At 72.2% G+C, this 19279-nt stretch carries 14 protein-coding genes and 1 other RNA gene; 10 read left to right on the top strand and 5 right to left on the bottom strand.

Features of this window, described 5'->3' with window-relative positions; genetic code table 11:
• Positions 1-35: 35 nt before the first annotated feature.
• From smpB to ssrA, 3 genes are all read left to right on the top strand, one after another.
• Entirely contained in the window at positions 36-503 is a 468-nt protein-coding gene (gene smpB / locus ABT053_RS28680; RefSeq protein WP_344745240.1) for an SsrA-binding protein SmpB, read from the top strand.
• 2 nt (positions 504-505) lie between these two features.
• A complete protein-coding gene (locus ABT053_RS28675) occupies positions 506-2392 on the top strand; it encodes a penicillin-binding transpeptidase domain-containing protein (protein ID WP_350972997.1) in 1887 nt (628 codons plus the stop codon).
• A gap of 372 nt (positions 2393-2764) precedes the next feature.
• Positions 2765-3149, top strand: a transfer-messenger RNA (tmRNA) gene (gene ssrA, locus ABT053_RS28670).
• A gap of 432 nt (positions 3150-3581) precedes the next feature.
• On the opposite strand, the gene ABT053_RS28665 is transcribed toward ssrA, so the two are convergent.
• Positions 3582-3947: a hypothetical protein gene (locus tag ABT053_RS28665; protein WP_350972995.1), complete on the bottom strand. Its 366-nt coding sequence runs from the start codon at positions 3945-3947 to the stop codon at positions 3582-3584.
• Positions 3948-4259: 312 nt separating this feature from the next.
• Between ABT053_RS28665 and ABT053_RS28660 the strand changes: the two genes are divergently transcribed.
• On the top strand, positions 4260-5174 hold the full coding sequence (locus ABT053_RS28660) for a hypothetical protein (RefSeq protein ID WP_350972993.1): 915 nt from the start codon (positions 4260-4262) through the stop codon (positions 5172-5174).
• Positions 5175-5249: 75 nt separating this feature from the next.
• Positions 5250-5618 (top strand): roadblock/LC7 domain-containing protein, encoded by a 369-nt coding sequence (locus ABT053_RS28655; RefSeq protein WP_344745246.1) that lies wholly within the window; start codon positions 5250-5252, stop codon positions 5616-5618.
• A 297-nt stretch (positions 5619-5915) separates the two neighbouring features.
• Here the strand turns inward: ABT053_RS28655 and glpK are convergent, their stop codons facing one another.
• Both glpK and ABT053_RS28645 read right to left on the bottom strand, forming a co-directional pair.
• Complete coding sequence (glpK, locus tag ABT053_RS28650; protein WP_350972991.1) at positions 5916-7433, bottom strand: glycerol kinase GlpK; 1518 nt, start codon at positions 7431-7433, stop codon at positions 5916-5918.
• An 81-nt stretch (positions 7434-7514) separates the two neighbouring features.
• Positions 7515-8342, bottom strand: coding sequence for an MIP/aquaporin family protein (locus ABT053_RS28645; protein WP_350972990.1), 828 nt, complete (start codon positions 8340-8342; stop codon positions 7515-7517).
• A 337-nt stretch (positions 8343-8679) separates the two neighbouring features.
• On the opposite strand from ABT053_RS28645, the gene ABT053_RS28640 reads away from it, so the two are divergent.
• Positions 8680-9759, top strand: coding sequence for a polysaccharide deacetylase family protein (locus ABT053_RS28640; protein ID WP_350972988.1), 1080 nt, complete (start codon positions 8680-8682; stop codon positions 9757-9759).
• 165 nt (positions 9760-9924) lie between these two features.
• On the opposite strand, the gene ABT053_RS28635 is transcribed toward ABT053_RS28640, so the two are convergent.
• Both ABT053_RS28635 and ABT053_RS28630 read right to left on the bottom strand, forming a co-directional pair.
• On the bottom strand, positions 9925-11061 hold the full coding sequence (locus ABT053_RS28635) for a S1C family serine protease (protein WP_350972986.1): 1137 nt from the start codon (positions 11059-11061) through the stop codon (positions 9925-9927).
• 19 nt (positions 11062-11080) lie between these two features.
• Positions 11081-12673 carry an AMP-binding protein gene (locus ABT053_RS28630; protein ID WP_350972985.1) on the bottom strand — a complete coding sequence of 531 codons (1593 nt, stop codon included), beginning with the start codon at positions 12671-12673 and terminating at the stop codon, positions 11081-11083.
• A gap of 134 nt (positions 12674-12807) precedes the next feature.
• Between ABT053_RS28630 and ABT053_RS28625 the strand changes: the two genes are divergently transcribed.
• The 4 genes from ABT053_RS28625 (at position 12808) to ABT053_RS28610 (ending at position 19168) form a co-directional block, all read left to right on the top strand.
• Positions 12808-14055, top strand: a complete 1248-nt coding sequence (locus tag ABT053_RS28625) for a transporter permease (protein WP_350972983.1) — start codon at positions 12808-12810, stop codon at positions 14053-14055.
• Positions 14056-14253: 198 nt separating this feature from the next.
• The gene (locus ABT053_RS28620) at positions 14254-16491 is read left to right on the top strand and encodes an acyl-CoA dehydrogenase family protein (protein WP_350972982.1); all 2238 of its coding nucleotides are present in this window, start codon (positions 14254-14256) and stop codon (positions 16489-16491) included.
• 237 nt (positions 16492-16728) lie between these two features.
• Positions 16729-17499, top strand: a complete 771-nt coding sequence (locus ABT053_RS28615; protein WP_350972981.1) for an FkbM family methyltransferase — start codon at positions 16729-16731, stop codon at positions 17497-17499.
• Positions 17500-17623: 124 nt separating this feature from the next.
• Positions 17624-19168: an MmpA family trehalose lipid delivery protein gene (locus ABT053_RS28610; protein WP_350972979.1), complete on the top strand. Its 1545-nt coding sequence runs from the start codon at positions 17624-17626 to the stop codon at positions 19166-19168.
• Positions 19169-19279 lie beyond the last annotated feature (111 nt).

The raw sequence follows: 19279 nt of genomic DNA, 5'->3' as shown, positions 1-19279 counted from the left end.
CGGTCCGCGGCTCCGGGCACCGGTAGGCTCCAGACATGCCACGTGAGACCGGGCGTAAGGTCATCGCCCAGAACAAGCGTGCCTGGCACGACTACCACATCGAGGACACCTACGAGGCTGGTCTCGTGCTCCAGGGCACGGAGGTCAAGTCGCTGCGGCTCGGCCGCGCCTCCCTCCTCGACGGGTACGCCGTCATCAAGGACGGCGAGGCCTGGCTGATCAACGTCCACATCCCCGAATACACCATGGGGACCTGGACCAACCACGCCGCGCGCCGCACCCGCAAGCTCCTGCTGCACCGCAAGGAGATCGAGAAGCTGGTCTCCAAGACCAAGGAGGGCGGCCTGACCCTGGTGCCGCTCGCCATCTACTTCAAGGACGGCAGGGCCAAGATAGAGATCGGCCTCGCCAAGGGAAAGAAAGACTGGGACAAGCGGCAGACGCTGGCCGAGAACCAGGCCAAGCGGGAGATGGCGCGCGCGCTCAGGCACAGGAACAGGTGATCGTGAGGGGCAGGGCCCGGCGAACCGCCGCCGCCGCGCTCGCGCTGGCGGCGACGGCTCCCATGCTGACCGCCTGCTTCGAGGAGCCCTCGGCCCACGAGGCGGTGCGCGACTTCCTGATCGGCTGGCAGACGGGCGACTACGCCGCCGCGGCCAGGCGCACGGACGGCGACCAGAAGGTGGTCAGCCGGGCGCTGGAGGACGCCAAGCTCCAGCTCGACGCGGCCTCGTTCCGCTTCAACGTCACGAGCATGCGGCGCGCGGCGGACGAGGTCGAGGCCGACTTCGACGCCGAGGTCGACCTGGGGGAGAACAACCCCCTGTGGGAGTACGAGGGCAAGCTGCCGCTCCACCTGGTCGACGGCAGGTGGAGGGTGCGCTGGTCGCCCAGCGTCCTGCACCCCCAGCTGCGCGAGGGCGAGCGGTTCGCGGTGAAGGTCACCCCCGAGGGCCGCCAGCCGATCCTCGACCGCAACGGTGACCCGCTCCAGGAGAAGGCCGTCCTGCACGTGGCCAGCGTGGTGCCGTCCAACCTGAAGAGCGGCGAGGCGGACGAGCTCTGCGAGAAGCTCTCCAAGATCACCGGTTTCCCGCAGGACCGCCTGCTGAGCCGGATCCGCTCCGCGCCGCCCAACCTCCAGGTGCCGCTGGTCACCTTCGGCCGTACGAAGTTCGGGCAGCTGCGCGGCCAGCTGGAGGCGATCCCCGGCATCACCCTGTCCGCGCAGGAGCAGGCGGTGGCCCCCGCCTCGCCCACCCAGATCGTCGGCACCGTCACCGCCGTCACCCCGGAGAGCGAGCAGCAGCTCGGCGGCCCGCAGCGGGCCGGCGACACGGTCGGCAGGGCCGGTCTGCAGAAGGCGTACCAGGAGCACCTGACCGGCTCGACCGACACCCGCGTGATCACCGTCGACCTCAAGACGCTCAAGGTGACCGAGCTCAAGAAGTGGCGGCCCGACCGCGCCACCTCGCCGGTCCGGACCACGCTCGACCGCTCCCACCAGAAGGCGGCCGACAGCGCGCTGCTGGGCGGCAACCCCGGCATGCTGGTCGCGGTCCAGGCCTCGACCGGCGACATCCTGGCGGTGTCGAGCACCGAGCAGTACAACCAGGAGAGGCACGCCCTCGCCGGGAGGTTCCCGGCGGGGACCGCGTTCTCGATCATGACCGTCGAGGGCATGCTCAGGGCGAAGATCGACCCCAAGCAGAAGGTGGCCTGCCCGGCCGACAGGTCCGTCGGGGGGGCCGCGTTCCACCAGGAGGGCGTGCCCGCCGGAAGCTCGCCGACCCTCCAGGCCAGCTTCGCCACCGGCTGCGTGACCGCGCTCGCCGCGCTGGCCCGCAGGATCAACGGCTCGGAGCTGGCGGCCGACGCCGCGAAGTTCGGCATCGGGGTGCCCTGGACCCTCCCGCTGAGGTCGTTCGGCGGCTCCATGAAGGAGCTGAAGAACGACGCGGCCACGGCCAGGGCCATCACCGGCCAGAACGTCCTGGTCAGCCCGCTGTCCATGGCGCTGGTCGCGGGGGCCGTCGCCTCCGGCACCTGGCGCCCGCCGGTCCTGGTCACCGAGCCCCGGACGGCCGACCCCACGACCGACGCCAAGCCCGCCAAGGCGCCCGATCCGGTCAGGCTGGACGACAGGACGGTCGAGACCCTCCGCGCCTTCATGCGCAGCGGGGTGACCACGGGCTCCGCGCGGGCCGCCGCGGCCCTCGGCGACCCGGTCCACGGGATCACCGCCTCCGCCTCGCAGAACCGCAAGCCGCTCGCCTGGTTCGTCGGGTGGCAGGGGGACGTGGCGGTCGCCGTGCTGACGCAGAGTTCCGACGCCACGGCGGGCGCGGCCGTCGCCGGGCGGTTCTTCCAGGGGCTCCACGCCGGAATGTGACTCTCTGAAATATTCTTTTCACCCTGAGCAACCATAGGGTGTTTTGTTTGCGTCCTTCTAAGTGACCGGGCTCGCTCGGGGGGTTGCGGACCCGGTCGCTGTGATGAGATCAGGGCTTCATCTCGGGGGAGGCCCTGCCGTCAGGACCGGCTCGACCCTGCCGGTCGACCCCGGGGACGCTCGCGGTTCGCGGGTGTCCCCGGGGTTTCGGCGTCCGGGGCCCCGGCCTCCCGGGCTTCCCCGGCTCCGGCCCGTACGCCGTCCGGTGCGGCCGGGCGGGGCGCGCCGGTGGGAATTCGATTCGCGTCAGCCGTGTTGCAAGAGGTATCTTCGGATAGCTCGGCCCCTCGGGGTCGCGTTGAAAACTCAACAGGGGGTGACTGGTTTCGACTTTGGCTTTGCAAGTCAGGTGAAGCGGGTCGAGGACTGCGGACATAACCTCGTTAACACTGTGACCGCGACCAACAAGTGCCAATAAGACGCACTCCGAAGTCAGCCAGGGCAACCTGGCACTCGCCGCCTAAGCAGCGAGTGACTTCTGCCGGCCCGGGAGCGCCTCCGGCCCGGATCCGGCATCGCTAGGAGGCTCAACCGATCGACCCGGCCACGGGGAAGATCGGGAAATCTTACAGTGGCTGAGCCCGTCGGCGACTTGCCTGCGTGATTGCCGGGGCTGAGAAAAGCACAGCAGGCTCCACCCGGAGAAGCCCTGTCTTGGAGTTGAAGGACGCGGGTTCGATTCCCGCCACCTCCACCCCCGTCCCGCGCCGAACCGCGCGGGACAGATCGCCGAAGGGCGGTCGGGCCGGCCTCGCGCCGCCCCGGCCGCCCTTTGTCGTTCCGTACGACCCTCTTACGGGGCTTCGACACGCGCTTCTCGGCAGGACGGGGATCGCGGGTGAATCCACCGCGGACCTGCGCTTCCAGCGCGTGGAGCCGCTCGGCGATCTCGGTCACATCGTCCGGCTCTCCCGTGGTGACGGCGATCACGGGGGCCGCGTTCGCGTCGGCGCCGCTCGGCGTCTCGCCGTCGCGCGGCCGCCGGTGGGTCTCGCCGGGAAGGCGGAGGCGAAGATCCGTACCCATGAGTGGTGTCGAAAAGTGGCGTCACTCCCGAGGTCCCCGCTCTCGGGTGAGCCCGCCCTCCGGCCGTGAGGCCGCCCCGTGGTTCTCGCGTGCCCGAGGGCGTCTAGATGGTGAGCTCGCTCTCGATGCGCCTGAGGTGGTGCCGGGCGAGGGCCAGGTTGGAGCGGTCGCGGTCGAGCACCAGATAGAGGAACGTGTGGCCGCCGCTGTCCGACAGGAGTCGGATGATGTGATACTGCCTGGCCAGCGTGATGAGGATGTCCTCGACGGCGTCGTTGATGTTCAGCGCGGACAGGGTCCGGACCTTGGCCCTGACGACCTCGGTGTTGCCCGCGGCGGCCACCTCCAGATCGAGGTCGCGGCTCCCCCCGATCGTGCCGAGGCACATGCCGCTTTCGTAGTCGACCAGCGCCGCGCCGACCGCGCCGTCGATCGTCAGGGTTTCCTTGAGGGCGGTTTCGATGTTCATGAGCTTCTTTCCCCAGGGGGTCGCATACGGTCCGGCGCCTCGCCGAGTGGATCAAGGCGAACTTATCGGACGCACGGGTGAGTCCGTTTGTGGCTGCAGATACGTAAAGTACACTTATCTACTACCGTTAGTGAAGTGCAATATGGTGTAGTAGCGGATGATCGGCTCATCCGGGGACATATTTCCCGCTCTGGTCCGTGGTCGGGGTGCGAGCAGAACTAGAGGTGACCTTGTGCCGTCGTCGGCCGTGACCCAGCCGATGCCGTCCCGGGGAGCGGTGGACCGCTCCCCCTCCCGGAACGGGATGACGGCGTGACCGCCGGGGAGCCGGGGGCCCTGGGCGAGATCGGCAGATCCCTGCTCCGGCTCTCCCGCGAGGGTTTCTCCGGCGTGCTCCGCGTCGAAGGAGGCCCGGGAGGGGCGCTGTGGGTCAGGGACGGCCTCGTGGTGGCCGCCACGACCCCGGCCGCCCCCGGTCCGGAGTCGCTGCTGCTGCGGTCGGGCCGGGTGTCGGAGAAGGACTGGACCGACGCGTACGCGACCGGCGCCCCCGCGGACCGGCTCGCCGCGGAGCTCTCCGGGCGCGGGGTCATCGGCGAGGCGGCCCTGGAGGCGGTGTGCCTGGGCGCGCTCTTCGACGCGGTGTTCGCCATGGTCCTCTCCGGCGTCGAGTCGTGCGCCGCCGAGCCGGTGGGGCCCGGCGATCGCCTGCCGCTGCTGCCGGTCCTGCCGGGCATCGGGCACGAGCGGCTGGCGCGGGAGACCGCGCGCCGCATGGAGCACGCGGAACGCTGGCGGCGGCTCGGCCTGTCCATGCGCGTCAGGCCGGTGCCCCCGGTGGTTCCCGCTCCCACGCTGCTCGGCGCCGACCGCATCCGCCGCGCCGTCCTGGAGCGGGCGACCGGCCGCCGGACGCCGCGCGACATCGCCTTCGTCCTGGGCAAGGGCCTGTTCGCGGTGATGAGCGAGATCGCCAGGATGATCGACGAGAAGGTGCTCGACCTCGGGGAGGGCGCCTCCCCGGCGGGCGGGGTCCCCGTTCCCGCGCCCGGCGAGGAGGACGCGGACGGCGACGCGGGCGCCCGGCTGCCGCGCCGCCGCCCGGGGACCAGCAAGATCAACGAGGTGCTCGCCCTCACCGGGGGAGGACAGGTCCCCGCGCGGCCCCTCCTCGCCCTGCGGTCCCTGCCGCGGGAGGCGGAAGAGGCCGGTCCCGCCGGTGAATGACGGCCCAGGCGGCACCGTGCCGCGCTTTCGCCTCCCCGGGGCCGAGACCCCGGGGGCCCACGCTGGAGGTATGCGATGACCAAGCAAGCGGTGCTCGCCGAGCTGAAGATCCTGCGCGATCAGGTGACCGGCGTGCTGGAGACGGCCGTCGCGTCCGTGGACGGGCTCCTCGTCGCCGCCGACAGCGAGGGGGCGAGGCCCGAGGTGCTGGCGGCCCTGGCCGCCGCCACACTGGGCCTGGGCAAGCGTACAGGCTACGAGGTGGGCATGGGGGAGCTCCGCGAGGTGGTGACCCGCTGCCGCAGCGGGTACATCGTCGTCTACGCCGTCCGCCAGGAGGCGCTGCTCGTCGTGCTCGCGGACGAGGGACTGGACGTCTCCCGGCTGCACGTGGAGTCCCGGCCCACGGTCGAGCGGCTGGGCGCGCTGCTCGCCGGCGCCTGACCGTTTCCGCCGGTGGCCGGCGTGCGCGGCCGCCGTCCGGTGCCTGACCGTTCCACCGGTGGTCGGCTCGTGCGGTCGCCGTCCGGTGCTTGCCCGTTCCGCCGGTGGCCGGCGTGCGCGGTCGCCGTCCGGTGCCTGACCGCTCCTGCCGGTCGCCGTCCGGTCCTCGGTCGTTTCCGCCGTTTACACCGTTTCCGCCGGTGGCCGGCGCGCCCCGCGTGACCCGGGGATCCGCGGGTCACGTGAGGCGCGTCCGGTGGTGACACGGGCTCTCGGGGCACGTCGCCCCGGCCGCCCTCAGGACACGTCGACCCAGTCGAGGGTGCGTTCGACCGCCTTCTTCCAGCCCGCGTAGCCGGTGGACCGCTGCTCGTCCGACCACCGGGGCTCCCAGCGGCGCCCCTCCTGCCAGTTCTGCTTGAGCTCGTCGGTCGACTTCCAGAAGCCGACGGCGAGCCCCGCCGCGTACGCGGCACCCAGGGCGGTCGTCTCGGCCACGACGGGCCGGGAGACGGGCACGCCGAGGATGTCGGCCTGGATCTGCATGCACAGGTCGTTGGCGGTGACGCCGCCGTCGACGCGCAGCACGTCGAGGGCGACGCCGGAGTCCTGCCGCATCGCCTCGACCACGTCGCGGCTCTGGTAGCAGATGGACTCCAGGGTGGCCCGCGCGAGGTGGGCGTTGTTGTTGAAGCGCGACAGGCCGACGATGGCGCCCCGGGCGTCGGACCGCCAGTACGGGGCGAAGAGGCCGGAGAAGGCGGGGACGAAGTAGACGCCGCCGTTGTCCTCGACCTGCCGGGCGAGCGCCTCGCTCTGCGCCGCCCCCGAGATGATGCCGAGCTGGTCGCGCAGCCACTGCACCGCGGACCCGGTCACCGCGATGGAGCCCTCCAGCGCGTACACCGGCGGCTCCTCGCCGAAGCGGTAGCAGACGGTGGTGAGCAGGCCGTTCTGGGAGCGGACCAGCTCGGTGCCGGTGTTGAGCAGCAGGAAGTTGCCGGTGCCGTAGGTGTTCTTGGCCTCGCCGACGCCGAAGCAGACCTGGCCGACGGTGGCGGCCTGCTGGTCGCCGAGGTCGCCGGAGAGCGCGACCTCCCCGTTCAGCGGGCCGGTCGCCCGGGTGACGCCGTACAGGCCGGGGTGGGAGGAGGGGGCGATGGCCGGGAGCATCCGACGGGGGACGCCGAAGAACGACAGCAGCTCGTCGTCCCAGTCGAGGGTCTCCAGGTCCATCAGCATCGTGCGGCTGGCGTTGGTCGGGTCGGTGACGTGCACGCCGCCGTCGGTGCCGCCGGTCAGGTTCCACAGCAGCCACGTGTCGGTGTTGCCGAAGATCGCGTCTCCCGCCTCGGCCGCCTCGCGCACCCCGTCGACGTTCTCCAGGATCCACTGGATCTTGCCGCCGGAGAAGTACGTCGCCGGGGGCAGGCCCGCCTTGCGGCGGATGACGTCGCCCCTGCCGTCGCGGTCCAGGGCGGAGGCGATCCGGTCGGTGCGGGTGTCCTGCCAGACGATCGCGTTGTGGTACGGGCGCCCGGTCTTCCGGTTCCAGACCACCGCGGTCTCGCGCTGGTTGGTGACGCCGAGCGCGGCCAGGTCGGAGGCGGCGAGGCCCGCCCTGTTCATCGCGGTCTCGATCACCGCCCGCGTGCGCTCCCAGATCTCCGTCGGGTTGTGCTCGACCCATCCGGCCCGGGGCAGGATCTGCTCGTGTTCGAGCTGGTGGCGGCCTATCTCGTTGCCGCCGTGATCGAAGATCATGAATCGGGTGCTCGTCGTTCCCTGGTCGATCGCTCCGACGAAGTCAGGCATGGATGGTGCCTCCTCTGTGAGACTCTCCGGGAGATCTGCCGCTCTCCCCGTGACGGTTCCCGATCGTGGTCACGATCCCGCTCAGGCGGGGGCGGCCCCCTCGTCGGGCACCCGCCCCACCTCGGGCGCGGCTTCCTCCGGGGGAAGGAACCTGGCGATCAGGAGCTGGTACAGGAACGCCCCGATCAGGCCCCCGATCACGGGTGCCACGATCGGCACCCAGAAGTAGAGCTGGCCGTACTGATCCTGCCAGGCGGTCTCGTACCCGGTGAGGTACGAGGCGAGTCGCGGCCCGAAGTCGCGGGCGGGGTTGATGGCGTACCCGGCGTTGGTGCCCCAGGCCATCCCGATGGCCACCACGATCAGGCCGACCACGAAGGGGGCGAGGTTGGCCATGGGCGCCGAGTTGCGCGCGTCGGAGACGGCGAGGACGAGCAGGAGCAGGATCGCGGTGCCGATCACCTGGTCGCGGAAGGCGCCCCAGGTGCCGATGGGCAGGCTCCCGTTGCCGGGCAGGGTCGAGAAGACGCCCTGGGTCTTGATCGTGAGCCCGGGGTCGGCCTTCTGCAGCACCTCGCCGTAGTTGAAGCGGACGATGAGCGCCGCCACGAACGCGCCCGCGGTCTGCGCCAGGGAGTACGGCAGGACCTTGCGCCAGGAGAACCCCTTGAAGGCGGCGAGCGCGATGGTGACGGCGGGGTTGAGGTGGGCGCCGCTGGTGCGGGCCGCGACGTAGACGCCGAGGGTCACGCCGAGCCCCCACGCCCACGCGATGCTGTCGTGGTCGCCGATCCCGGCCGCCACGACCTGGGCCACCACCGCCACCCCGAACAGGATCAGGATCATGGTGCCCGCGAACTCCGCCGCCAGCTCGCCGACAAGCCCCCGGCCCTTCAGGCGCTCCGCCATCTTTCCCCCTCACGATGCCGCTCGGATGCCCGGACGGTAAGCGCGAATTTCATGGCAGTCAACGGTAATGTGACGGAATTATTGAATTTTGGTCAACAATCTAAGTCATCGGTAACGAGACCGAAATGCCGGGCAACGTCCGCACTTGCGGCGTCTCCGCTTGGTGAGAACCCCGTCACCGTCCGGCGTCCCCGGGTGCCGGGAGCCCCGTCGTCCCCGGGGGCCGCGCGCCGCCGCCGAGAGCCGCTCCGGCGGGAACCTTTGCCGGGTGTGGAGGTCAACCCGCAGGTCAGAGGGGGATGAGAAGCGTATCGTCAGTGCGCTTTGGAGGAATTCGATGGGCCGTCTCAGAATGGGCAGGGCCGGTGTGGTCGTCGCCACGGGAGTCGCGACGGGAGCCGTGCTGGCCGGATGCGGATCGACGGGACCGGACGCGGGCGACGAGCAGCGGGCCAGGGTGGCGGCCTCGGCCAAGGCGTCGGCCGCCGCCGCCTCGCAGGCCAACCTCCTGAAGGCCAAGGCGCAGGCCGCGGCGAAGGTCAAGGCCAACGAGCTCGGGCAGGTGCCCGTGCTCATGTACCACCGGGTGGTCGACAAGCCCTCCACCCAGGACGACCGCACCCCCAAGCAGTTCCGTACCGAGCTGGAGCGGCTGGCCAAGGAGAACTATGTCGCGATCACCGCGGCCGAGTTCGTCACCGGGCGCATCGACATCCCGGCGGGCAAGCACCCCGTCGTCCTCACCTTCGACGACTCCTCGCCCTCGCAGTTCGAGCTGGACGGGATGGGGCTGCCCAGGCCGAACACCGCCGTCGCGATCCTCCAGGACGTCGCCAAGACCCACCCGGGCTTCCGCGGCGTCGGGACGTTCTACGTCACGCGCGACATGTTCGGCAAGGCGACGCCGGAGGAGGGGGCGCAGATGCTCCTCTGGCTCACCGACAAGGGATTCGACATCGGCAACCACACCCGCGACCACCTCAGCCTGCGCGGCAAGCCGAAGAAGGCGGTCAACTCCGAGGTGGCGGCGGGCCACCGGCTCATCACCGGCCTGATCAAGGTGCCCCCGGTCACGCTCGCCCTGCCGTACGGCAACCAGCCCGACGGCAAGGAGTGGGGGCTCAAGGGCTCCTCGGGGGACGTCTCCTACGACTACGGCGGCGTGTTCCTCGCCGGTTACACTCCGGCGCTGTCCCCGTTCAACAAGAAGTTCGACCCGCTCGGCATCCCGCGCATCCGCTCGATGGACAAGAAGGGCGACTGCGCCAAGTTCTGCTCGGTGGCCTGGCTCGACTGGCTGAAGGCGAACGCCGACGAGCGCTACACCTCCGACGGCGACGTGAGGACGGTCGCCTTCCCCAAGTTCAAGGCGCCCTTCGTCGCCAAGTCCTTCACCGACCGCGTCCTGCCCTACTGACCCGGGCGTCGATCCGGCACCGACCAGGCACCGGATCCCGCACCGACCCGGCGCTGCCTGACCCGGCGCTGCCCGATCCGGTACCGACCCGGCACCGATCCCGCACCGACCCTGCGCCGCCCGGCCCGGCACCAGCCTGACCGGGCGGCGTCCGGAGTGCCGGGGTCAGCCGCCGGGGAGCTCCTCGAGAGGGACGACCACGGTGGGCGTCGAGCCGTCGGCGCGCAGGAGCTCGACCTTCGCGTCCTGGCCGGGCCTGAGCTGGGCGAGGACCGACGACAGCTCCTGGGTCGACGGGGTGGGCATGCCGTCGACCGAGACGATCAGGTCCCCGGCCGTGAGCCCCGCCCGCTCCGCGCCGCTGTTCCGCTGCACACGCACGACGCTGACGCCCGCGGGCTGCCCGTTCATGTCGATCACGGTCCGTACGACGACGCCGAGCGCGGCCCTGCGGGTGTTGGTCACCCTGCCGTCCTTGATGATCTGCGCGGCGACGTCCTTGACGGTGTTGGCCGGGATCGCGAAGCCGATGCCCGGGGCCTGGGCGTTGCCGAGCTCGGGGTTGACGGCGGTCAGGGTCGGCACGCCGACGACCTCTCCCCGGAGGTTGACCAGGGCGCCGCCGCTGTTGCCCGGGTTGATGGGCGCGGAGGTCTGGATGGCCCCGCTGATCGTCGCGCCCGGCGAGCCCTCGCCCCCGGGTTCGGTGACCGTGCGGCCCAGCGCAGAGATGATCCCCTCGGTGACGCTGCCCGACAGGCCCAGCGGGTTTCCCATGGCCATCACGATCTCGCCGACCCGCAGCCTGGCGGAGTCGCCGAAGACGGCGGGTTTCAGCCCGGCCGGGTCGTCTACCTTGATCACCGCCAGGTCGCCCAGCTCGAACGAGTCGACCAGGCGCGCCGTACGCGGGGTGCCGCCGTTGGCGAGCGTGACCTTGAAGCTCTTCGCGGCCCCGACCACGTGGGCGTTGGTGATGATGTGCCCCGCGGTGTCGTACACGATCCCGGAGCCGAGGCCGTCCCCCGTGGTGATCTGCACGATGGACGGCAGCACGCTGGCGATGGTCCGCTCGTACGCGTCCTCAAGGGCGTCCGGGACGGGGGCGGGGGCGGTGGGGGAGCCCCTCGGGGAGGCTCCGGCGGAGGAGGCCCCGGCGGAAGGGCCGGCCGATGCGCCGGGCGTGGGGGCGCCCGGCGAGCCCGCCGTCCCGGCCGTTTGCAGTTGCAGGCCCTGACCGCAGCCCGCGAGCGTCATGACGGCGGCCGCCAGCAGCGCGGCGCCTGTCGTTGATCCCCCCATGCAAGGGTATTTGCCCAGCTCAGGCAGGAAGATACGTATTGCGAAGGTTGCTGCGGCTGAGCTTGCCCGTGGGGGTGCGCGGCAGCGGGTCGCGGTATTCGATCACCCGGGGGTGCTTGAGGCGGGCCAGCCGGGTGTCGCAGTGGGCCAGCAGCTCGCGGGTGAGCCCCGCGCCGGGGACGGCGCCCGGCGCGGGCTGGACCAGCGCGACGACGCGCTGGCCCCACTCCGGGTCGGGGACGCCGATCACCGCGACGTCCGCCACCGAGGGGTGCTCCTGGAGCACGGCCTCGATCTCGGCCGGGTAGATGTTGACCCCGCCGGAGATGATCAGGTCTGTGCGCCGGTCACAGAGGAACAGGTAGCCGTCCTCGTCCAGATACCCGATGTCGCCGGGCGTGTAGAGGGCGCCGCGCATCGTGGAGGCGGTCTTGGACGGGTCGCCGTGGTACTGGAAGTGGTTGATGCCGCCGATGTAGACCATGCCGGGCTCGCCGGGCGGGAGCTCCGCGCCGTCGTCGCCGAGGATCGTGAACGCGATGCCGTCGATCGCCCGGCCGACGGTGCCCGGCCGCTCCAGCCACTCCGCCGAGGAGACCATCGTGGCCACGGCGGCCTCGGTCGAGCCGTAGTACTCCCACAGCACGGGGCCGAGCCACTCGATCATCGCCTGCTTGGTCGCGGGCGGGCAGGGCGCGGCGCCGTGGTAGAGGTGCGTCAACGACGACAGATCGTGCTTCGCCCTGACGGAGGCGGGCAGGGCGAGCAGCCGGTGGAACATGGTCGGCACCATGAACGCGTTGGTCACCCGGTGCCGCTCGACCAGCTCCAGCGTCTCCGCGGCGTCGAACCGCTCGGTCACCACGAGGGTGTGCCCGAACTGCAGGGCCATCATCGCCTGCCCGTACGGCGCCGAGTGGTAGAGCTGCGAGAGCAGCAGGTGCACCCCGTCGGGCGGCAGCCCGAAGTGCCGCCAGCCCTTGCGCATCAGGATCGGGTAGAGGTCCTCGGGGCTCAGCTCGATCAGCCGCCGCCGCACGCCCTTGGGCCTGCCGGTGGTCCCCGAGGTGTAGAGCATCATCGACCCGGCCCTGCGCCCCTCGGGCGGGGTGGTCGGCTGCCCCTCGGCGAGGTCGCCGGTCTCCGTGAAACCGCCCGGCACCGCGTGCCCGTACCGCCCGGAGCTCACCACCACCCGCGCCGCGCAGTCGGTGACGATGTAGCCGACCTCCTCGGCCGTGTAGTGCCAGTTGACCGGGACGTGATAGGCGCCGATCTGGTACGTCGCCAGCATCATCGTGATCGCGTCGACCCCGTTGGGCAGGACCGTCACGACGGTGTCCCCGGGCCGGGTGCCGCGCGCCAGGAGGCCGTGCGAGACCCGGTTGACCCGCTCGTACAGCTCGCCGTAGGTCGTGCTCACCGTCACGGCCGCGCTCGCGTCCCCGGCCGCGCTCCCGATCGTGTCCCCGGCCGTGTCCCCGGCTGCGTTCCCGGCCGTGTCCCCGGCCGTGTCCCCGGCCGCGTTCCCGGCCGCGGTCGCGTCCGCGACGACGGCGACACGATCGGGATCGGCCACCGCGATCTCGTAGAAGCCCCTCGTAGCCCTCATGGCGCGACCATACAGAACGACATTCTGTTCATGGAAGGGGATGGACGGTTACCTGGGCTGATGCACACCTCGTGGCCGAAGCGTAATAAACGACGATGCGTCGAATCTTTCCGGGGTGACATAACCTGACGCGTATGGCGGACGTCGGCGGCAACTCCTCCGGGCGCTCTCACGAGAGATACATCCCCTCATATGACGCGCCCACGGCTCCCATACCCGCCATTCCCGCCGAGGACGGTTCGATCATCAGCCCCCGGGTGCCCCGGAGGTTCCCCATCGGCGACGGCGAGGAGACCGCACTGGTCTCCAGGCCCCCTGGATCGTTCCCCCGCCCCGTCGCCGCGCCCGGCGACCGGCGGGACGAGCCGGAGGCCGACGCCGGCCAGGTGCGCGAGTCGGGCGGGCTCGGGACGATCCCGGTCAGGCAGGTAGGCGGATCCGCGGGACCCTGGCGTCCCGACAGGACCGGAATGCCCGGCCGGCCGGGCGCGGGGCCCCTGGCGGGCGCCGGTGACGGCCACGGTGACCGGCGGGGCGGCGGGCCGAACGTGGCGGCGGGCTGGCCCGGCGCGGCGCAGCGGCCCGAGATGTTCGGGGAGCCCGGCGGCGCGCAGGGCGGCCCGGAGGCGAAGGACGGGGCGAAGAAGTCCGGCGGCCTGCTGATGCGGATCGGCGACATCCCGATCCGGGTCGCCTACAGCCTGGGGGCCGCCGCGGTCACCGGTGTCATCGTGGTCCTGATCTTCGTGCTCTTCTCGGGTGACGAGCCCGGCGATCCGGCCGGGGTCGGCCGGGCCGTGGTGCCCACCGCGAAGCCCTCGCCGACCGTCTCGCCGATCACGCTGCCCGCCCTGCCGGGCGCGACCGCCCTGCGGGTGCTGCCGGGCACCCCGAGCGTGGTGCTGGGCGCGGTGACCGACACCAGGTCCGCGCTGACCTACGTCAGCCTGGGCGCTCCGTGGGTGACCAAGGCCGTGCCGTCGTTCTCCGTCGGCCAGCAGGTCGGCGCGGCCCGGTTGCCGCGCACGGTCATCGCCTCGGGCCCGCTTCCCGGCGCCACCCCGGCCAAGGCCCTCAAGAGCGACGCCGACTACCGCAGGGCGGCGCTGAACGCGGTGCGGTGGACGATCCGCAACCACCACCCCGCCGGGGGCAAGGTCGTCTGGACCGGCTCGCAGCGGCCCGCCGGCGGCAGGGGATGGACGCTCGGCTACCGGGTGACCTACGAGGTCAAGGGCGAGAAGCGCGTCTCCCAGGCCGCGCTCGCGGTGATCGACGTCGGCCGTCGCAAGCCCTCCATGCTCTTCGTGACCGTGCCCGACACGCGCAAGCGGCTCTGGGCCGACATCGCTCCCCTGATGGCGAGCGTCCGCGCCCTCTGACGCGCTCCTGGCTCCCGAACGCTCCCGGCTCCCAAATGCTCCCGGCTCCCGAACGCTCCCGGCTCCCGAAGGCCTCCGGCTCCCGAAGGCCTCCGGGCCGTCCGCGAAGGCGGCCTGGCCGGTGATGCGGCTCGCGCGTTGTGATGGAAGCACCTTCTAGAATATGGTTCTGGCATTGAATCCTGTCTGGAGGCTGTCATGGCGATCGGGTTGAGCGAGGAGCACGAGGCGCTCCGGGAGTCGGTGACCAGGTGGGCGGAGCGCAACGTCCCGTCCGAGGTCGTGCGCGCCGCCGTCGCGGCCGAGGGGCAGGAGCGCCCCGCCTTCTGGACGGCGCTGGCCGGCCAGGGGCTGCTCGGCCTGCACGTCCCCGAGGAGCACGGCGGCAGCGGCTACGGCCTGCTGGAGACCGCCGTCGCCGTCGAGGCCCTCGGCGAGCGCGTCGCCCCCGGCCCGTACGTTCCCACGGTGCTCGCCAGCGCCGCGATCCTCGCCTCCGACGGCAAGACCCACGCCGAGCTCCTGCCCGGCCTCGCGGACGGCACGCTGACCGGCGCGGTCGCGCTGGGCGCCTCGATCACCGGCAGCCGGGGCGAGGACGGCACCCTGACGATCGGCGGCACCGCCGACCTGGTCCTGGGCGGCGCGTCGGCGGACATCCTGGTGCTCCCGGTGAGCACCGACCGCGGTGAGGAGTGGGTCGCGGTGGACGCCTCCGCCGCGACCGTCACCCCGGTCAGGGCGCTCGACCTCACCCGGGGGGTGGCCAGGGTCGAGCTGGACGCGGTCGCCGTACCGGCCGGGCGGGTCCTCGACGGGCTGCAGGGGCCCGGGGTCCTCAACCTGGCCGCGATCCTGCTCGGCGCGGAGGCCGCGGGCGTCGCGTCGTGGTGCGTGAGCGCCGCCGCCGGGTACGCCAAGGTCCGCGTGCAGTTCGGCCGCCCGATCGGGCAGTTCCAGGGCGTCAAGCACAAGGCCTCCCGGATGCTCGTCGCCCTGGAGCAGGCCCGCGCGACCGTCTGGGACGCCGCCCGCGCCACGGACGGCACGGCCACCGGCACGGAGGTCGCCGAGGGCGCGGCCGACGAGCTCGCGTACGCCGCCGCGATCGCGGGGGTGGTCGCCCCCGACGCGGCCGTGCTCTGCGCCAAGGACGCGATCCAGATCTTCGGCGGCATCGGCTACACCTACGAGCACGACGCCCACCTGTACTATCGCCGCGCGCTCACCCTGCGCGCCCTGCTCGGTTCCTCGGGGGAGTGGGCCGAGACGGTCGCGGAGCTCGCCCTGAACGGCGTGAGCCGGGAGCTGGAGATCGAGCTGCCCGAGGAGGCCGCCGAGCTGCGCGAGGGCATCCGGGCCGAGATCGCCGGATTCGCCGCGCTGGAGGGCAAGGAGCAGAAGCGGGCGCTGGCGAGCGCCGGATACGTCATGCCGCACCTGGCCAGGCCCTGGGGCCGCGACGCCAGGCCGCTGGAGCAGGTCCTCATCTTCCAGGAGCTCAGGGCCGCCAAGGTCAAGCTGCCCCAGATGATCATCGGTGCCTGGGTGGTGCCCTCGCTCGTCTCGTACGGCACCCCCGAGCAGCAGGAGCGCTTCCTGCCGCCCACGCTGAGCGGCGAGATGATCTGGTGCCAGCTCTTCTCCGAGCCCGGCGCGGGCTCCGACCTGGCGAACGTGCAGATGAAGGCAGAGAAGGTCGAGGGCGGCTGGCGGCTCAACGGCCAGAAGATCTGGACCTCCGTGGCGCACTTCGCCGAGTGGGGCATCTGCATCGCCCGCAACTCCTCCGAGGGGTCCAAGCACGAGGGCATCACCTACTTCCTGGTCGACATGAAGGGCGCGGGCGTCACGGTCAGGCCGCTCACCGAGATGACGGGGGAGAACCTGTTCAACGAGGTCTTCCTCGACGACGTGTTCGTCCCGGACGACCTGGTCGTCGGCGAGGTGGGCCAGGGCTGGAAGGTCGCCAGGAACACGCTGTCCAACGAGCGGGTCTCGCTCTCCTCGGGGTCCGGCGGCACCGGCTCGTCCGTCCCCGACCTGCTCGGCCTGGCCGGGCGCCTCGGCAGGGAGCTCACCCCCGCCGAGCGCCAGGAGCTGGCGCACGTCGTCTGCGAGGGCCACTCGATCGCCGCGCTCGGGCTGCGGGTGACCCTCAAGCAGCTGACCGGCCTGGAGCCCGGTGCCGACGCCTCGGTCCGCAAGCTCCTGTCCACCTCGCACGCCCAGCACGTCTCGGAGTGCGCGGTCTCGCTGCTCGGTTCCTCGGCCGTCATCGCCGCCGACATGAAGCTCGGCGACGCGGGCTACTGGAACCGCGCGGTGCTCTCCACCCGGGCCATGACGATCTACGGCGGCACCACCGAGGTGCAGCTCAACATCATCGCCGAGCGCATGCTCGGCCTGCCCCGCGACCCCGAGCCCGGCAAGTGACCCGGCCTCCGTCGTGAGGGGGCCGGTCACGCCCGCCGGCCGGGTGACCTGGCCTCCGTCGTGAGGCGTGTCCCCGCCCGCCCGTGATCTCGCGGGCGGGCGTCGCCGGTCAGGTGCCCCTTCTCGTCGCAGGGCCCGTCCTCTCCGTGCCGTCGTGAGGAGCCGGTCCCGCCCGCCGGTCAGGACCCGTTGCGTCCGGTACGTGGCTGGTTTTGCCCCTTCGGTTAGGCTTCGCGCATGTCGATGCGGTTCCGGCCAGGTGTGGTCGTCCGGAGCGCCGTGGCCGGTGCGATCCCGTTGCGCTGGTTCGGCGCCGTGATCCGCCGGGTCTACCCCCGGCTGGACGCCGAGCTGGCCCGCGCCGGGGAGTTCGCGCCGCGCGGCGGCACCGCCGTCGACGTGGGCGTCTGGTACGGGCCGTGGACCGCGAAGCTGCGGCGGCTCGGCTGCGACGTCGTCTCGATCGAGGCCAACCCCCGCCTGGCCGCCATGCTCGGGCGGACCTTCCCCGACGTCCGGGTGATCGCCGCGGGCGCCTCCGACCGCTCGGGTACGGCGCGGCTGTGGATCCCCGGCGGCGGGCGGGGAGCGGAGGCCACGGCCTCGCTCGTCCACGGGGAGGGCGACGGTGTCCCGGTGGACGTCCCGACCGTCACCATCGACGAGCTGGAGCTGAAGGACGTCCGGTTCATCAAGGTCGACGTGGAGGGCCACGAGCTCGCCGCCCTGCGCGGCGCCGAGCGGACCGTCCACCGGGACCGGCCCGTCCTGCTCGTCGAGCTGGAGACCCGGCACCAGGACATCGGGCTGGTCGTCGACCAGCTCGCCGAGTGGGGCTACACCGGCTCCGTGCTCACCGGCGGGACCTGGGTCCCGCTGGACGGCTTCGACCTCGCCGCCCACCAGGAGGCGGCGGTGGGCGAGGTGGAACGGAGCTTCATCTCCCGCCTCCTCAAGCCCGGCGGCGAGTACGTGAACATGGTGCTGTTCCGCCCCGCAGCCCGCTAGTGCGCGCCCTTCGCGCCTCCGCCCCGCGCCCGGTCGCGGAGCCCCGTCCCGCCCGCCCGCGGAGGTCCGGGATCCCTCCCGCCCGCCGGGCCGGGGGGCGGCCGGTGTGAGCCGCCTCGACCGCGTGAGACGGTGGGCCGCGCGTCCGGCCCCCGCCCTGGTGGGACTGGTCCTCGGGGTGCTCGCGCTCTGGCCCGCGCTCGGTCCCGGTTTCGTGCTCCGCTACGACATGGTGTTCGTGCCCGACCCGCCGATCCCGGCGATCTCGCCGACCGGCGGCGGCTTCCCCCGCGCGGTGCCGAGCGACCTCGCGGTGGCCCTGCTCTCGTCGGTCCTTCCCGCCCAGATCGCGCAGAAGGCGATCCTGCTGGGGATCTTCGTGCTCGCCGCGACGGGCGCGGCGGCCCTGGTGCCGGGGGAGCGCCGGGTCGCCCGGCTCGCCGCCGCGGCGTTCTACGCCTGGAACGTCTACCTCGCCCAGCGGCTGCTGCTCGGCCAGTGGGCGCTGCTGCTCGGGTACGCGGGCCTGCCGTGGGCGGTGCGCGCGGTCACCCGCGCGGGGATCTGGAGGATCACCCTCGCCCTGCTCCCCGCGGCGGTCGGCGGCTTCCAGGCGATGCTCGTCTCGGCGATGGCCGTGCTGCCCGTGGCGGGCCGCCGGGCCCCGCGTGCCCTGCTGGTCGTCGCCGTGCTGAGCCTGCCGTGGCTGGTCCCGGCGCTGGGCAGCGCCGCCGTCACCGACCCCGCCGGGGTGCGGGCCTTCGCGCCCCGCGCGGACGGGCCGCTGGGCACCCTCGGCAGCCTGCTCACCCTCGGCGGCGTGTGGAACTCGGGAGCAGCCGTACCGGGACAGGAGACCTGGTGGTCGGCCCTGGTCCGGCTCGCGGTGGCCGTGGCGGCGGTGGCGGGGTACGCCCTGCTCGGCCGGGACCACGGTGGCGGGGGGAACGATGGCGACGGAGGAAGCGGCGGGCGGCCCGCGTACTGGGGTGGGCTGGCGGTGGCGTCGGCGGCGGGGCTCGCGGTGGGGTGCGCCGGGGCCTTCCTGCCGGGGGTGGTGGAGGCGATGGTCGGGCTGTGGCCCGGCTTCGGGCCGCTCCGCGACGGGCAGCTCTACCTCGCCCCCTTCGTCCTGCTGCAGGCGGTCGGCCTGGCCGCGGTGACCGCGCGCCTGGCCCCGGCGGTCCGTCCCGGCATGCTGGTGCTGCCCCTGCTGGTGCTGCCCACCTTCGCGCTGGGGGCGTTCGGCCGGCTGGACGCGGCCGACTACCCCCCGGACTGGTCCAGGGTGCAGAGGATCGTGGACGCGGATCCCGCGCCGGGGGCGCTGCTGACGCTGCCGTGGGGGGCCTACCGGGCGTTCGGCTGGAACGGGGGCCGGGTGGTGCTCGACCCGGCGGTCAAGCTCTTCCGGCGGAGGGTCGTCTGGAACGACGGCCTGCCGGTCGGGCTGGGAGACGGCCGCACGCTCACCCTCGCCGCCGAGGACCCGCTGGCGCGCAGGGTCGGCGCGGTCCTCGCGAGGTCCGGCCCGCTGACCGGGCCGCTCGCCGCGGAGGGGGTGAGCCACGTGCTGGTCCAGAGATCGAACGAGAACCTGTTCCGCGCCAGGCTCCCCGGCGCGAGGCTGATCTTCGCTGGTCAGGACCTGCTTCTCTTCCGTCTCTGATTCGCTGAGATGCAACTATGTTGTGATTTACCAGCTGGTAACATTATTTATCACATTTTTACCGATTGACTAGCGATGACCAGTATCAGGTTCTACTGTCGGGCAGACCGC

Source organism: Streptosporangium sp. NPDC002524, from assembly GCF_040295985.1.
Lineage (GTDB): Bacteria > Actinomycetota > Actinomycetes > Streptosporangiales > Streptosporangiaceae > Streptosporangium.
This window is presented reverse-complemented; position numbering and strand designations above follow the sequence as displayed.

Bases quoted from the DNA above. Each gene is read 5' to 3' on its own strand.
- smpB (WP_344745240.1), top strand. From the start codon at position 36: ATGCCACGTGAGACCGGGCGTAAGGTCATCGCCCAGAACAAGCGTGCC.
- ABT053_RS28665 (WP_350972995.1), bottom strand. From the start codon at position 3,947: ATGAACATCGAAACCGCCCTCAAGGAAACCCTGACGATCGACGGCGCG.
- ABT053_RS28655 (WP_344745246.1), top strand. From the start codon at position 5,250: ATGACCAAGCAAGCGGTGCTCGCCGAGCTGAAGATCCTGCGCGATCAG.
- glpK (WP_350972991.1), bottom strand. From the start codon at position 7,433: ATGCCTGACTTCGTCGGAGCGATCGACCAGGGAACGACGAGCACCCGA.
- ABT053_RS28645 (WP_350972990.1), bottom strand. From the start codon at position 8,342: ATGGCGGAGCGCCTGAAGGGCCGGGGGCTTGTCGGCGAGCTGGCGGCG.
- ABT053_RS28640 (WP_350972988.1), top strand. From the start codon at position 8,680: ATGGGCCGTCTCAGAATGGGCAGGGCCGGTGTGGTCGTCGCCACGGGA.
- ABT053_RS28635 (WP_350972986.1), bottom strand. From the start codon at position 11,061: ATGGGGGGATCAACGACAGGCGCCGCGCTGCTGGCGGCCGCCGTCATG.
- ABT053_RS28630 (WP_350972985.1), bottom strand. From the start codon at position 12,673: ATGAGGGCTACGAGGGGCTTCTACGAGATCGCGGTGGCCGATCCCGAT.
- ABT053_RS28625 (WP_350972983.1), top strand. From the start codon at position 12,808: ATGGCGGACGTCGGCGGCAACTCCTCCGGGCGCTCTCACGAGAGATAC.
- ABT053_RS28620 (WP_350972982.1), top strand. From the start codon at position 14,254: ATGGCGATCGGGTTGAGCGAGGAGCACGAGGCGCTCCGGGAGTCGGTG.
- ABT053_RS28615 (WP_350972981.1), top strand. From the start codon at position 16,729: ATGTCGATGCGGTTCCGGCCAGGTGTGGTCGTCCGGAGCGCCGTGGCC.